Source organism: Clostridium estertheticum (assembly GCF_026650985.1).
Taxonomy (GTDB): Bacteria; Bacillota; Clostridia; order Clostridiales; family Clostridiaceae; genus Clostridium_AD; species Clostridium_AD estertheticum_C.
The window spans coordinates 4,738,389-4,754,255 of sequence record NZ_CP086239.1; the positions used below are offsets into that span (position 1 = coordinate 4,738,389).

General features: G+C 30.9%; 14 protein-coding genes. 12 read left to right on the forward strand and 2 right to left on the reverse strand.

Annotated elements, in window-relative coordinates; all coding sequences use genetic code 11:
* Window positions 1-89 precede the first annotated feature (89 nt).
* From cbiB to LL038_RS22810, 11 genes are all read left to right on the forward strand, one after another.
* The gene (gene cbiB / locus LL038_RS22760; protein WP_253200249.1) at window positions 90-1,064 is read left to right on the forward strand and encodes an adenosylcobinamide-phosphate synthase CbiB; all 975 of its coding nucleotides are present in this window, start codon (window positions 90-92) and stop codon (window positions 1,062-1,064) included.
* A 47-nt stretch (window positions 1,065-1,111) separates the two neighbouring features.
* A complete protein-coding gene (gene hemA / locus LL038_RS22765; RefSeq protein ID WP_216122582.1) occupies window positions 1,112-2,296 on the forward strand; it encodes a glutamyl-tRNA reductase in 1,185 nt (394 codons plus the stop codon).
* Window positions 2,260-2,904, forward strand: coding sequence for an NAD(P)-dependent oxidoreductase (locus LL038_RS22770; RefSeq protein ID WP_216122585.1), 645 nt, complete (start codon window positions 2,260-2,262; stop codon window positions 2,902-2,904). Before hemA ends, LL038_RS22770 begins: the two co-directional genes overlap by 37 nt.
* 40 nt (window positions 2,905-2,944) lie before the next feature.
* Entirely contained in the window at window positions 2,945-3,820 is an 876-nt protein-coding gene (gene hemC / locus LL038_RS22775; RefSeq protein WP_216122587.1) for a hydroxymethylbilane synthase, read from the forward strand.
* 26 nt (window positions 3,821-3,846) lie between these two features.
* Window positions 3,847-5,304, forward strand: a complete 1,458-nt coding sequence (gene cobA, locus LL038_RS22780; RefSeq protein ID WP_216122589.1) for a uroporphyrinogen-III C-methyltransferase — start codon at window positions 3,847-3,849, stop codon at window positions 5,302-5,304.
* 198 nt (window positions 5,305-5,502) lie between these two features.
* Window positions 5,503-6,468 carry a porphobilinogen synthase gene (hemB, locus tag LL038_RS22785; RefSeq protein WP_216122591.1) on the forward strand — a complete coding sequence of 322 codons (966 nt, stop codon included), beginning with the start codon at window positions 5,503-5,505 and terminating at the stop codon, window positions 6,466-6,468.
* A gap of 101 nt (window positions 6,469-6,569) precedes the next feature.
* Entirely contained in the window at window positions 6,570-7,844 is a 1,275-nt protein-coding gene (gene hemL, locus LL038_RS22790; protein WP_216122593.1) for a glutamate-1-semialdehyde 2,1-aminomutase, read from the forward strand.
* A gap of 262 nt (window positions 7,845-8,106) precedes the next feature.
* Entirely contained in the window at window positions 8,107-9,468 is a 1,362-nt protein-coding gene (locus LL038_RS22795; protein WP_216122595.1) for a DUF4203 domain-containing protein, read from the forward strand.
* A 104-nt stretch (window positions 9,469-9,572) separates the two neighbouring features.
* Window positions 9,573-10,136, forward strand: coding sequence for a precorrin-6Y C5,15-methyltransferase (decarboxylating) subunit CbiT (cbiT, locus tag LL038_RS22800; RefSeq protein ID WP_216122597.1), 564 nt, complete (start codon window positions 9,573-9,575; stop codon window positions 10,134-10,136).
* Between the two features lie 331 nt (window positions 10,137-10,467).
* A complete protein-coding gene (locus tag LL038_RS22805) occupies window positions 10,468-11,226 on the forward strand; it encodes an alpha/beta fold hydrolase (RefSeq protein WP_216122598.1) in 759 nt (252 codons plus the stop codon).
* A gap of 27 nt (window positions 11,227-11,253) precedes the next feature.
* Window positions 11,254-11,751, forward strand: coding sequence for an HD domain-containing protein (locus LL038_RS22810; RefSeq protein WP_216122600.1), 498 nt, complete (start codon window positions 11,254-11,256; stop codon window positions 11,749-11,751).
* A 58-nt stretch (window positions 11,752-11,809) separates the two neighbouring features.
* Here LL038_RS22810 and LL038_RS22815 read toward each other — a convergent pair whose 3' ends face one another.
* The gene (locus tag LL038_RS22815; protein WP_216122602.1) at window positions 11,810-12,895 is read right to left on the reverse strand and encodes a GerAB/ArcD/ProY family transporter; all 1,086 of its coding nucleotides are present in this window, start codon (window positions 12,893-12,895) and stop codon (window positions 11,810-11,812) included.
* A 700-nt stretch (window positions 12,896-13,595) separates the two neighbouring features.
* Entirely contained in the window at window positions 13,596-14,678 is a 1,083-nt protein-coding gene (asd, locus tag LL038_RS22820) for an aspartate-semialdehyde dehydrogenase (RefSeq protein ID WP_216122604.1), read from the reverse strand.
* Window positions 14,679-14,950: 272 nt separating this feature from the next.
* On the opposite strand from asd, the gene speD reads away from it, so the two are divergent.
* A complete protein-coding gene (gene speD / locus LL038_RS22825) occupies window positions 14,951-15,769 on the forward strand; it encodes an adenosylmethionine decarboxylase (protein WP_216122605.1) in 819 nt (272 codons plus the stop codon).
* Window positions 15,770-15,867 lie beyond the last annotated feature (98 nt).

Sequence of the window (15,867 nt, forward strand, 5' to 3'; positions counted from 1 at the left end):
ACAACTAATTAGTGTTTAGTGTTTCTAAAAGGCGGGGACAGTTAATAACTAATTAATGTTTAAGAAAAATAAGATAGTGAGGAATTATAATGGGAATACTATTTCAAATGAATATAATGGATTTAATAGTAGCAATTTTGTTAGATTTATTAATTGGAGATCCATATTGGTTTAAACATCCGGTGATTTATATAGGCAAACTTATTAGTGTCTTAGATAAATTAGGTAGAAAGTTATGCAATACTCATAAGCAAATTAAAATATTTGGAGGAGTAATTGTAGTTATAGTAGCATTTTCTAGTTTTTTAGTCCCATTTATAATTTTAAAAATATCCAAAGAGTTCTTTTGGGTATATAATATTCTTAATATCATTTTGCTTTGGACAACAATAGCAACGAAATGCCTTCACATGGAGGGCATTAAGGTTTATGATGCTTTGGTTAAAAATGATATTGATGATGCAAGAATTAAATTGTCGTATATTGTAGGAAGAGATACTAAAGACCTTAGCTTGGATGAAATAGTTAGAGCAGATGTGGAGACCATTGCGGAGAATACGGCGGATGGTGTTATAGCTCCAATATTGTATGCAATACTAGGGGGAGCGCCACTAGCTATGATGTATAAGGGTATAAATACTATGGATTCAATGCTTGGATATATGAATGAAAAATATAAATATATTGGATTCTTTCCAGCAAAAACAGATGATGTGTTTAATTATGTGCCTGCAAGATTAACTGGATTTTTAATCTGCCTTGCAGCTCCAATTGTTAGGGGAAATATTTTAGATAGTATGAAAGTAATGATAAGGGATAGAAAAAATCATAAAAGTCCTAATTGTGCTTATCCTGAAGGTGCGGTTGCAGGAGCTATGAGAGTCCAATTAGGTGGAACAAATGTATATTTTGGAGAGAAAATGTATAAACCAACTATAGGAAATAGAATAAAAGATTTAGGTAGGGAACATATTGTGGATACAATAAAATTAATGTATGGATCATTATTTTATATAACATTAATATGTGTAATATACGAAATATGTGCCAATATATATAAATAATAAATATGAAGTATTACCAATAGTTAAGTATTTTTGGAGATGATATAATGATACAACTTATAGGGGTAAAACATGATGTTAAAATAGAAATTAGAGAAAAACTTTCAATTATACCCAAACGTCAAGAAAGGTCCCTTGCGGCTCTTGTTAATATTTGCGATGAGGCGGTTATTTTAAGTACTTGTAATCGGACGGAAATATATTTTAAGTCAAAAGATGAAGATATTGTTAAGAAAATATTTAATGCACTAAATTGGGATGAGACTTTAATAAAGTGTGTATTTAATTATAAGGAAGAAAAAGCAGTACAGCATTTAATGGAGGTAGTTTGCGGGTTTGATTCACTATTGCTTGGGGAAGATCAAGTTTTGGGTCAAGTTAGGGATGCGTATGAAGTAGCAAAAGACTCTGGGGCGACTAAAAAGGAATTTCAGAGGCTTTTTGAAAATGCTATTGCTTGCGGCAAAAACTTTAGAACTAAATCTAAAACGGGTGAAATACCAGTTTCTTCGTCATCAATGGTAGTTAAAAAAGCAATAGATATGGGATATAAAAATTTTATGATATTAGGTTATGGTACGGTTGGACAATTAACTACAAAATATATACTAGAAGAAAAAATAGATTCACTATATATTGCGGTTAGAGATGCTCAAAAGGTTGATATAGAGGACCCGCGAGTGAAAATAATACCTTTTAATGATATACAAAAACATTATGAAAAGGTAGATTGTGTTATATCTTGTACCACGGCTCCTCATACGGTGGTTCGTTTGAATGAGTTACCGAGCAAGCACTTGTTATTGTTTGATTTAGCTGTGCCAAGAGATATTGAGGAAATAGTAAGTGGAAATCCTTTATATGAAGTTTATGATATAGATAAAATAAGGGATATTCATGATGCAAATTTTAAAATACGTAAGGATTCAATGAAAAATAATAGATATATTGTGGATAAAGCCATAAGGGAATTTGTAGAGTGGAAAACTATAGAAGAATTGTCGCCTTTTATTAAAATGATAAAACATAATGGTGAGGATATATATAAGGAAAGACTTGCAACCTTTAAGCATAAAAAAGAGACAAAAGATAATGAAAAATTAGCAGAGATTTTATTAAAGAGCACTTCAAACGCCTTTGTAAATAAAGCTATACAGGTTTTAAAGGAGGAACATTTGAAGGGGAGGTCTAAGGAATGCGTGGATATAATAAGCAGGATTTTTCAGCAGTAAATTATACCATGATTTCACTATTATCTAGTAAGGTTAACATACTTATTGTTGGTGGGGGAGAGGCTGCTTTTATAAAATGTGGAACGTTTTCAAAGGAAGGCTGCAATGTTACTGTGGTTTCGAAAGAATTTAACAAGAAGTTTTATAAGTTAAAAGATGTTTCTAATATAAAATTAATAAAAGATGAATATAAAGAGTCTTATGTTGATATTAACCATATTGTAATTATTGCAACAAATAATAATATTACAAATGAATCTATAAAAAATTATTGTGATGAGAAGTGTAAGTTATATTTAAACTGTGAAGATTTCACACAGGGCTTAGTAGTTAAACCGGTTCAAAGGGATACTTCTAATATGAAGTTTGCATTACATACTAAAGGCGGTAGTCCTAAAACATCACTATTTATGTCAAAAATTATAGAAGATAAAATTTATGAGTATTCGAATTTTATAGATTATACTTGTACTATTAGAAATATAGTTAAGATGCGAGCAGAAAAAAAAGAAATCATGAATTTTGTATGTAGTGAGGATTTCTTTTTTTTCTATACTAAGGATGTCCAAAATATAATCTTAGAAATGTTTTATGGAACTGATATTTAAAATTAATTAGCGCAGGTAAGGATTTGAGGAGGTCGAAATTTTGAAAATTAATATAGGAACTAGAAGAAGCGAACTTGCACAAGTGCAGGCAAATTCGATTATGGCTATGATTAAAGAAAAGTTTGATATTGATTCACGAAAGGTGCTAATTGAAACAAAGGGAGATAAGATTTTAAATGTCACTTTGGATAAAATAGGTGGTAAAGGACTTTTTGTAAAGGAAATAGAGTTTGCAATGCTAGAGCAAAAAGCTGATATGGCAGTACATAGCATGAAAGATGTTCCATATGATGTGCCGAAAGAGTTTGAAATAGTTGCAATCCCAGTAAGGGAAGATGTTAGAGATGCATTTGTTGCATTTGACAACATCAGCTTTTATGATTTACATGAGGGCGCAAGAATAGGCACCAGCAGTATAAGACGGGGTACACAAATTAAAATTCTAAGACCAGATATAGAAATTGTACCTATAAGGGGAAATGTACAGACTAGAATAGCAAAGATAAAAAAGGAAAATCTAGATGGAATAATACTCGCAGCAGCAGGTCTAAAAAGGCTAGGCATGGAAAATATAATTACTAATTATTTTACAATAGATGAGATAGTGCCAGCAATAGCTCAAGGCGCACTAGGAATAGAAATGGTTAAAAACCATCCTCAAATAAATATGATTAAAAAATTAGATTGTTATGAGGCTAGAATATGTGTAGATGCTGAGCGAAGTTTTATGGCAACGCTTAATGGAGATTGTCACGATTGTATAGGAGCATATGCTTATCTTGACAATGACCTTATGCACATGACTGGAGTGTACAGAGTAAATGGAAAAATAGTTAAAAAACAATTATCAGGAGATAAAAACGCTTATATAAAATTAGGGGAAGCTTTAGCAAAGAATATACTCGAAAACAAATAGGTTTATAAAAATAAGGAGTGATTCGAATGGGAAAGGTTTATTTAATGGGAGTAGGTCCAGGAGATGAGGAGTTAATAACTCTTAAAGCTATAAGAATGCTTGGAAAATGTACAGCGGTTATGTATGATAGGCTTGCGAGTACTAGTATACTTAAATATCTAAAGGCAGATTGTTTAATATATTATTGTGGAAAAGAGCCAGGGTGTCATTATAAAACTCAGGATGAAATAAATGATATGTTAGTAACTCTTGCTAAAGAAGGTAACATTGTTGGAAGGATTAAGGGCGGAGATCCATTTGTATTTGGAAGAGGTGGAGAGGAAGCCTTAGCTCTTCTTAGCGAAAATATTGAATTCGAAGTTATACCAGGAATAACCTCACCGATAGCAGTACTAAGTTATGCTGGGATACCTATAACTCATAGAGGAATAGCTCAAAATTTCCATGTATTCACTGCGATGAGTGCAGAAAAACTAGAGATTGATTGGAAGTCAGTTGCAAGCCTTGGTGGAACCTTAGTGTTTATGATGGGATTTAAAAACTTAGAAAAGATAGCACAAAATCTTATATTTAATGGAAAAAATAAAAGTACACCTTGCGCAGTAATAATGAGAGGAACTACATCGAAGCAAAAAAAGGTAGTAGGAACTTTAATAGATATTATAGGCAAGGTCCAAGAAGCAGAAATATCGTCTCCTTGTATTATTGTAGTAGGAGAAGTAATCCAGTTTAATGATCAATTTAATTGGTATGAGAAGAAACCGCTATTTGGTAAGAATATTTGTATAACTAGGTCAAAAGCTCAAGCAAAAGAATTAAGGGAAGAATTGATAGATTTAGGAGCAGAGGTGCTTGAAATAAATTCTATCGAATTTAAAGATACTTCAATTAATTTAGAAAAATGCAAGGAAAGGCTTACAGGTTATGATTTCATAACATTAACAAGTGTAAATGGAGTTAATTACTTTTTTGATTACTTAAGAGATATCAAATTTGATGTTAGAAAACTTAAAGCTAAAGTTGCAGCAATAGGACCAGCTACTGCAAAGGCCATTGAAAACAGAGGCATTACACCAGATATTGTGGCAGAACATTTTGTTGCTGAGAGTTTGTTTGATAAAATGAGGGGTTATGTAAAAGAATATGACAAGGTGTTAGTACCTAGATCAAAAGATGCAAGACCTTATTTAGTAGAAGCATTAAGAAATGTCGGATGCATTGTTGAGGAAGTTTTCACTTATGAAACTATTTGTGGCAAATTGAGATCTGAAAATGAAATTGAAGACGTAGATATAATAGTCTTTACTTCACCATCAACAGTTAAAAATATGATTAAGATGGTAGGAATTGAAACTATACAATCTAAAAAAGCAATTGCTATAGGGCCAATAACTGCAAAAGCACTAATAGACGTAGAGGTGAACCCAACTATATGTGATGTTTATAGCGTAGAAGGTGTTATAAATAAACTTTTAGAAATGTAATAATAATTTTGTGATTACTTAATGACATTTCAGAAGGTTAGTCTCAACTTCTCAAGTGAAAATTTTATATTATAATAAAGATGAGACGTTAATGAGAAAATATATTTCCTTCTGAAGTCGTTAATGCAGCACCGCAGGTGATGATTAATAATAAATTGTGGATAACATTAAAATATATTTAATTAGGAGTGGATAACTTTGTTCAAAAGAAATAGAAGATTAAGAGAAACAAAATATATAAGAGATTTAGTACGTGAAACAGTATTAACTTCATCAGACTTTATATTTCCCATATTTATAGTGGAGGGTGAAAACATCAAGGAAGAGATATCTTCAATGCCAGGAAATTATCATTTTTCTTTAGATAGACTACATGAGATTATCGAAGAGGTTATCGAAGTAGGTGTGCGTGGAGTAATTTTATTCGGATTACCAGATCATAAAGATGAAGTAGGGTGTGGCGCTTACGATAAAAATGGCATAATTCAAAGAGGAGTTAAAAAAGTTCGCGCAATATCAAAAGATTTAGTTATAATAACAGATGTATGTATGTGTGAATATACAAGTCATGGACATTGTGGAATATTAGAGGGAACAAAGGTTGACAACGATAAGAGTCTAAAATATATAGCAGAAATAGCATTATCTCACGCTCGATCTGGAGCTGATATGGTAGCGCCATCTGATATGATGGATGGACATGTTGCTGCAATAAGAGAACTTTTAGATAGTAACGGATATAAAGATGTATTAATAATGGCTTATAGTGCAAAATACTCTTCAGCATTTTATGGTCCTTTTAGAGAAGCGGCTAATTCAACGCCACAATTTGGAGACAGAAAAGCTTATCAAATGGATCCAGCAAACATAAGAGAAGCCATGAGAGAAATAGATGCTGACATTGAAGAGGGCGCAGATATAATAATGGTAAAACCAGCGTTATCATATTTAGATGTAGTAAGATGGGCTAGGGATAGACATGATGTGCCAGTAGCTGCTTATAGTGTTAGTGGAGAATTTGCCATGGTAAAAGCTGCTGCAAAGATGGGCTTTATTGATGAAAAAGCTATAGCTATGGAAATGCATTTATCTATGAAAAGAGCAGGAGCAGATATGATAATTACTTATTATGCAATTGATTTATGTAAGTGGCTTAAAGAGTAATTGTGAACTTGAGGTTTGCAATATGTTGTAGATAATTGAGTCCTAAATATCTATGGAAAGTAAAGTACTAAAATCAAATATTTAGAAAAGAGGAAATTACTATGAGAAATTTAGATATATTTAATGAATCAAAGAACTATATGCCTGGTGGTGTTAATAGCCCAGTAAGAGCATATAAAGATGTAGCTGTAACTCCTCCGATTATTAAAAAAGGTAAGGGTGCTTACATTTATGACGAAGATGGTAATAAATATATAGATTTTGTATGTGCTTGGGGTCCTATGATACTTGGGCATTGTGATGATGATGTAGTAAAAGCTATACAAAAAACTGCGGCAGAGTCGATTGCTTTTGGTGCACCAACAGAGATAGAACTAAAACTTGCAAAACATATTTGCTCAACTGTAGACAGCGTAGAGATGATTCGAATGGTTAATTCAGGTACAGAAGCTACTATGAGTGCAGTAAAACTTGCAAGAGGTTATACAAAAAAGAATAAAATGATTAAATTTGCAGGATGTTATCACGGACATGCTGGTGGATTTTTAGTCGAAGCAGGTTCAGGAGTGCTTACTGAGGGAATACCAGGTTCTGCAGGGGTTCCTAAAGAAAGTATTGTAAATACATTAATAGCAAATTACAATGATATAGAAAGTGTAAAAGTTTTGTTTGAGAAATATAGTGATGATATCGCTTGCGTAATTATTGAGCCAGTAGCAGGTAATATGGGAGTTATTCCAGCAGAGAAAGAGTTTTTATTAGAACTTCGAAAAATATGTGATAAATATAAGAGTCTACTTATTTTTGACGAAGTAATGAGTGGATTTAGAGTAGCATACAAAGGTGCACAAAGTATATATGGAATCTATCCTGATTTAATTACTTATGCAAAAATCATGGGAGGTGGACTTCCTTGTGGTGCTTATGGTGGTAAAAAAGAAATAATGGAGATGTTATCACCTATAGGACCAGTTTATCAAGCTGGTACAATGTCTGGAAATCCAGTTGTAATGGCAGCAGGTTATGCAAGTTTAACTAAGCTTTATAACAATCCAAGTGTATATGAAAACATGGAAAAGCTATCACAAAAACTTCAAAAGGGATTACTAGAAATTGCAAAAGAAAAAGGTATACCTATGGTAGTCAATAGATGTGGTTCAATGATTACAGCTTTCTTTACAAAGAAGAGTGAAGTTAAAAATTTTGAGGATGCTAAAACTTGTGATGCAAAATTATTTGCAAGATATTTTGAACACATGATAAAAAGTGGGATAAATATTGCACCTTCTCAATTTGAAGCAATATTCTTATGCACTAAACATACGGATAAGGATATTGAATCATTCTTAGAGGCATTTAAGAGTTTTGAATTATAAGAGGTTAAGAATAACCTTATTTGATGTTTCATTTTTTCTGAAAAAGTGCTCAAGTGATTAATTTTAAATCGCTTGAGCACTTTTTTAATAAACATAGGTTATTTAATATTGCAGCGACCCAGGAGATGATTTAATTATTGATTTTCCCAAAAGTTATAAATATATGCTTATTAAGTTGAATACGCTATTAAGAGAAAACAAATTGTGATATAAAAATAATCTCATATACCATATGCAAAATTATTACAAAAGGAGTGGTTTTATGCGAATATCTGGATTTTTGGCTGTTTTACAACAGCTTAATTCTATGGTAGAAGATCCCACTGGAATCAGTGGTTTTGCTAGCGAATGTATAAGGATTATTGCAGTCGTAACGTTTTTATTTACATTCTTACAATGTTTCTTAGGGTATAAGCTGTTTAAGTTTTGGGTTACTGTTTGTGGCTTTTTTATATTTGGAATAATGGGTGGAGTAGTTATTAATACTAGCTCGTTCAATGCAGGTATGGCGATGTTAATTGTTATACTATCTGCTTTGCTAGGCGCATTTATAACATTTAAATTGTATAAAGTAGGTATTTTTATACTCTGTGGGTTTATGGGATTTTTATTAGGATATGTAATTACACAGGCGGTTACATTAGGAATTATTATGGCATTGGTTTTAGGAGTATTAAGTGTTTTTTATGTAAGACCAGTAATAATTGTTTCCACAAGTTTATCAGGTGGATTAATTGCGGGAATAAGTTTAGCTAAAATATTAGACATAAGCAGTTTTGCAACTAGTATAATTATAGGTATTTTGTTTGCTATATTTGGAATGATATTGCAATTTGCAACAAATAAGAAAATTAGTATTGTAAATGAAGATAACTCACAAAATAACACGCTAATTGTTTCATCAATAAAGGACTCATCAATGAAATCAAGTAGCAATTTTTTTGAAAAGGTTAAAAATAAAATTGAAATAGAAAATTTAATTGTTATGGAAAAAGCAAATGGACTAACATTGAATGAAGTATCAGTGAATCTTGAGGGAGCATTATATTCCATTAAAACTCTAAAATATATAATGCCATTTGTTGAATATATTTTATACCTTGTAAGCTTCATAGTAATTATATATCCTTTATTCATGGCGAGTGGACTAAGAGATGGTAATATTTCATTATTACTAGTTATAGGCATCTTATGTTTTGCAAGGAAAAAATATAATGCCATTGCTATAGCTTTCTCATTTGTTACAATCTCGAAATTAGTAATGATAATAATGATACCTTCTTCTGCAGATAATTTACCTATTGTATTAATTGATACAGTAATTACAGGATTCATTTCATTTATAGCATTGAAATATTTTTTTAAATCAGAAAGTGTCGTTAGTTTTAAAAATAGGGTGGTAGAGTTGTTTAACAAACAAGGGATAATTCAAAACAAGCAAAGAAAAAAGCCACATCAAGAAAACAACGTTAATGAAATTACGTATTGTTGGAACTGCGGTGAAGTGAACAATATAACTGATAATTTTTGTAGAAACTGTGGTGGAAGATTAGCTAGGCAAATAAAGCAAGTTACGGATAAAGAGGCTGGGGAAGCGGAGTTTGTAAAACATAGTGAAAAGTAAAAAATTAAATTCCGTATAAACTAAAAGAAGATTTCTGAAATATACGCTTCTGTTGTATAATAGAAATATATATTGTAGTGGAATAAATCAGGAGGTCCAAAAATATGAGGTTTATTAAAGACGATGAATTTATACGTGGCAATTGCCCAATGACTAAGGAAGAAGTAAGAATATTAAGTGTAGTAAAGCTAGAACTTGAAGATAATTATAGAGTTATAGATATTGGCGCTGGAACAGGATCTGTAAGTATTCAGATAGCGCAGATATGTAAAAATGGTAAAGTTATAGCTATAGAAAAAGATAATGATGCGTTAGAGGTTTTAAAACAAAATAAAGAAAAGTTTAAGACAAGTAACTTAGAAATAATAAATTTCGAGGCTATGGAGATAGCGTCAAACATAATAGGAGAATTTGACGCTATATTTGTGGGCGGAAGTGGTGGAAATATAGCTGACATTATTGAAAAGTATGGAGATAAACTAAAAAATGGCAAAAATATTGTTTTAAACTTTATAACTATAAATAACGTATACAAGGCTATGGAAGCTTTAAAAAAGTTAAAATATGAAGTAGAATGTGTACAAATTCAAGTAAGTAGAACAAAAGGAAAGAGTTATATGTTAATGGCTAATAACCCGATATTTGTGGTAACTGGAAGAAAGCAATAAAAAAGTGTGACACCTATAACATTCTCCTGCGTGACTTGAAATAAGAGCTTGAAACATGAAATTACATTAAGAAATTCTAATATTTTGCAAATAGAAAATTCTCTATCGTTCACATTCGCCGTCCTGGCTCAGGTTTGCTAGCCTGACTTCCTGTCAGGCTTACGAGAATTTTTATTTGCAAAAGAAGAATTTCTAAATGGAATTTCAATTGTTTCTGCTCTTCTTATTTCAAGTCACTTCTGGAGTAAGTTATACTATTATGTAGTATCTTAATAAAAACCTAAGAGCGATGGTATATAAAATGGGGATAATCTATGGAGGGTAGAGGTACATGATATTTAAAGAATTCGGAAATAAAAGTATGCCTGTTATTATTTTTCTCCATGGGGGTGGATTGTCTTGGTGGTCATGGAAACCACAAATTGAGGTTTTACAAAAAAAATATTATGTTGTAACACCTATTATTGATGGACAAGGTGATGCTTTTGATACCCCTTTTGTAAGTATAAAAAAATCAGGTGAGCAGGTTATTAAATATATAAAAGATAATTGTAATGGGAAAGTTTTTGCAATATGTGGTTTATCTATCGGTGCTCAAATAACTGTTGAAATACTATCTAGAGAAAAAGATATTACGGATAACGCTGTTATAGAAAGTGCCTTAGTTTATCCTATGAAACTTGCATGCTCATTAACTGTACCAATGTATAATATTTGTTATGGGTTACTAAAAAAAAGGTGGTTTGCAAAGCTACAAGCTAAATCGTTAAACGTGCCAGATAATTTGTTTGAGACTTATTATGAAGAAAGCTCAAAAATTACGAAGGAATCACTAATTAATATTACTAAAAGTAATGGGAATTATCCAATGCCTTTGACTTTGTGTAATACAAAAGCAAAAGTATTAATATTAGTTGGTGAAAAGGAATTATCAATAATGAAAAAATCAGCATCTCTACTTCATGAAACTATTAACGGTAGTTTTTTAAAGGTAATTGGAAAAAGTCGACATGGAGAAATTAGCCTAATTTATCCAGAGAAATACCTTGATTTATTGCAACAACTTTTTTCAAGTAATAATGAGAAATAATATTTTATATTTTTAAGGAGTATTAGTATGAATAAAATTAGCAATTTAATTTTAGAAATGTTTAAATTCGATGAAGGCGCGCCAGAGTTAATTCAACATTTTATAAAGGTACATGAGTTTGCTAAGCTAATTGGTAGCATGGAGAAAATTTCATCGAATAATATGGAAATTTTAGAGGTGGCAGCTATTGTTCATGATATAGGGATTAATGTTTCTATGAAAAAATATGGAAAAAGTAATGGCAAGCTTCAGGAACAGGAAGGCCCTATTTATGCAGAAAAATTATTAAATAGACTTGAATTTAAGAAGGAGGTAATTGAGAGGGTAAGCTATTTGGTAGCTCACCACCATACTTATTCAAATATTGATGGGATTGATTATCAGATTTTAGTAGAGGCTGACTTCCTTGTGAATTTATATGAAAATGAAAATGATAAAGAGACTATACAAAATACTTATAACAAAATTTTCAAAACTGAATCAGGACGAAAAATTTGTAATCAGATGTTTATAATAAAAGATTAAAACTTGTGGATTCAATCTTCCTTCTCCATGACCAATATAGTTTTTTATGATTATTGGGCTATAACACTTTAGGTCTTTTACTCCTAATCTCCGCCACAATAAAGACAACAAAAGGGATTATAACTTCAAAAGGAAAAGAATAATATTGCCATATATTTGAAATCCAGAAATGCGATTCCATGGTGCTTTTGGTAACAAAAAAAGAAAAGTTTAACATTAGGAAAACTATAGGTGTTGCAATGAATTTGTAATCATCAAACCCGAGAACCTTTGAAATTCCATTACAAACTGCAAAAGTAGCTATACTTACCTTAATAAAGGCACACACTAAAAACACTATAATTACTGTTAATTCAAGTCTTTGAAGAAGACCTAGACGAATAATGCCTACTGCCATGCTAGACGGAAAGTATTCTCTAGATATGGTATCATTACTCAATACTAAAATATTTCTTAACACTGTTAAGGTTATAAGTCCTCCACCTATGAGTATACCTACTATAAAGCTTTTTTTGTAATTTTTTACTTTAGATATATTTGAAAATATTGTTGTAAAAACTACGATTTGGCCAAAGGGATAAGTAAAACTTGAAAAAACACCTTTTAACAAGGGAGTTACACCATTGTTTAGTATTGGTTTTAATCTGTTAATATCCATTTGTGAAATTGATAATAAAGGTACAATTAGAACTATTGAAATTATAACCCAACTAAAGAATTCAGCCCATCGTCCTAGGACTTTAATGCCTGCTTTTAAACTCCATATAATTAGCATAGCAAAAAAAATCATTGGTACTACCACAGGTGTATCAGCGAATACTAAAGTATTAGTAAATTCTGCTATGATTTTAAAGATTAAGGCTGCATCATGAAAGAAAAACCATATCATTAGTATACTTAATAGGTTTCCAATATACTTCCCCATGACTAGCGGAAGTATATCAAATAAATCCTTTCCAGGATATAAAGATAAAATTTTAGAAAACATAAGTACCAATATAATAGAAAAGGGAATAGCAATAATTACTGCTATCCAAGCATCTTGTTTTGCTTGAGTGCCAGATCCTATCAAAAGAGAATTTCCAAGTAAAAAAAGTATTATTAATATAGTTGCTTGTCTTTCAGAAATAGCTTCATTTTTCATTTATTACCCCGGCTTTATTTATTTTAATTATTCATATGTATTAATTTTACCCATATATAGTTATATATAACCTTATATTATTGAAGATATTAATATTTTTATAAAGTAAAGTATCCAAAACTAATGTGTAAAGTGAAAAATGATGTATAAAAGTATAGTTTTTTTTATAATCCGAATTAAAGTAAACTCAAAACTTAGGATATTCTTAAATGCGTAAAATAAAAAAGATAAGCAGAAGGTTTAACATACCCTTCCACTTATCTTTTATTTCTAAAATACATACCATCGGACATCCTATCGAACCTGAGCCGATAGTCCTCAGCTTTTCCCAACTATTGTTTTTAAAAATTCATATTTTACTATTATGTTTTGCTACTATGTTTTTCTACAATACGATTTCCGTTCCACCGGAACGGAAGAGCTCATTCTTCTAAATATAGCAATACATAATAAAATGAACTTACTCCGAAAGTGACTCCGATAAGAAGTGCAGAAACAATTGAAATCCCATTTAAAATTCTTCTTTTACAAGTAAAAATTCTCGTGAGACTGCCAGCATGGCAGTCTAGCGAACCGGCTGAAAGCCGAATGTGAGCGATAGAGAATTTTTACTTGTAAAAGATTAGAATTTCTTAATGGCATTTCATGTTTCAAACTCTTATTGGAGTCACGCAGGAGGAAGTTCATAGGATTACACTTTTTATTTAGAAGTTAGGTACCCTTCATTCATTAGGAGCTCAGCAGATAAAACTGCACCGCCGGCTGCACCACGTAGAGTGTTGTGGGATAAACAAACAAATTTATAATCAAATATTTTGTCTTCTCGTAGTCTACCGAGTGATATTCCCATACCTTTTTCAATATTTCTATCGAGTCTTGTTTGAGGTCTATCATTTTCCTCAAAGTATGTTAAAAACTGCTCAGGAGCATTTGGAAGATTCAAATCTTGAGGTTTTCCTTTGTAAGTTGCCCATTTTTCTAAAATAGTTTCTTTTGATGGTTTCTTTTCAAAGGAAACAAATACAGCAGCTAAGTGACCATCAGCCACAGGGACACGTATGCATTGAGTTGAAATTATAGGTGCCTTTGCATTAAATACTTTATCATTTTCTATATGACCCCAAATTTTTAGAGGTTCCTGTTCACTCTTTTCTTCTTCGCCACCTATATATGGGATAACATTATCAATAATTTCTGGCCAGTCTGAGAAAATTTTACCTGATCCAGATATAGCTTGATATGTGCAAACTAATATTTTTGTAGGTTTGTATTCTAGAAGAGCACTTATAGCAGGGACATAACTTTGGATTGAGCAGTTTGGTTTTACAGCAATAAAACCTCTCTTAGTTCCGAGTCTCCTGCGTTGTACATCGATTAATTTAAAATGGTCTGCATTTATTTCTGGAATAACCATTGGAACATCTGGAGTACTTCGATGTGCAGAGTTATTTGAAATTACAGGAGTTTCAGCTTTGGCATAACTTTCTTCAATTGCTCTTATTTCATTTGCTGGCATATTAACAGCGCAAAAGACGAAATCTACCTCGCTGCTTATTAAATCTACTTCGTTTATGTTTTTTATTACTATATTCTTGACGTTTTCAGGCATTGGAACATCCAATTTCCATCTTTTATTTACTGCGTCAAAATAAGTTTTACCCACAGAGTTCTCACTAGCAGCAATAACAGCTATTTCAAAATAAGGGTGATTTTCAAGTAGTGTAACAAGACGTTGACCAACAAATCCAGTTCCACCTAATAATCCGACTTTTAGTTTTTTCATTGTATTAATACCTCCGATTCTAATGATGTATAAATGTGTAAAATTACAAATATTGCACATGGATATATTCATACTCATGTTATATTGGGAATAGTAATAATAAACATAAAAATTTTATATGTTACTATTATAAATGATTATAATGTTAAAAAGTATATACTTCAAGCAATTTATTATATAGAATGGTTATGGATGACAAATATATGATTTTGTAATGAAGTAAAAAGTCATATAATTTTTCATAAAAAGACTAAAAGAAATGGGGAATAAAGTTGGCTAAAAATGACAAAAACAAAATAAAACTATATGGATTTAACAACCTAACAAAATCATTGAGTTTTAATATTTATGATGTTTGTTATACAAAAACAACTGAGGATCGAAAGAAATATATAGAATATATTGATGAACAATATAATGCTGAGAGGTTAACAAAAATTCTCACTGATGTTACGAAAATGATAGGTGCTAGTGTATTAAATATTGCAAAGCAGGATTATGATCCACAAGGAGCAAGTGTAACATTACTTATTTCAGAGGAAGAAATTCCACTATATGTGGTAGACCCTTCTTGTAATAGGGGAATTCTAACTCCAATTAGGGAGAATATTGTAGGGCATTTAGATAAAAGTCATGTAACAGTTCATACTTATCCTGAAAGTCATCCTCAAAATGATATAAGTACTTTTAGAGTTGATATAGATGTAGCCACTTGTGGTGAAATTTCACCATTAAAAGCTCTAAATTATTTAATAGATAGTTTTGATTCAGATATTATTACTATTGACTATAAAGTTCGTGGGTTTACTCGCGATATGGATGGTAAAAAACATTTTATAGATCATGAAATTAATTCTATACAAAATTATATTGCTAAAGAAACAATTGATAGATATACCTTAATGGATATGAATATATATCAATCAAATATATTTCATACAAAAATGATATTAAATGACTTTGAACTTGATAATTATTTGTTTGAGATTAAACAAGAAGATTTAAATGAGGATGAAAAAGCGAGTATTGTTGCAAAACTTGAAAAAGAAATGAAAGAAATATTTTATGGTATGGATATTTCTAATGATTAATGTTATATTAATGTTATATTAATAATATGTAGGAATAATATATAAAAATATATAGAAAACACATAAAAGGCATATTTAAATAAATGACATTTAATTGA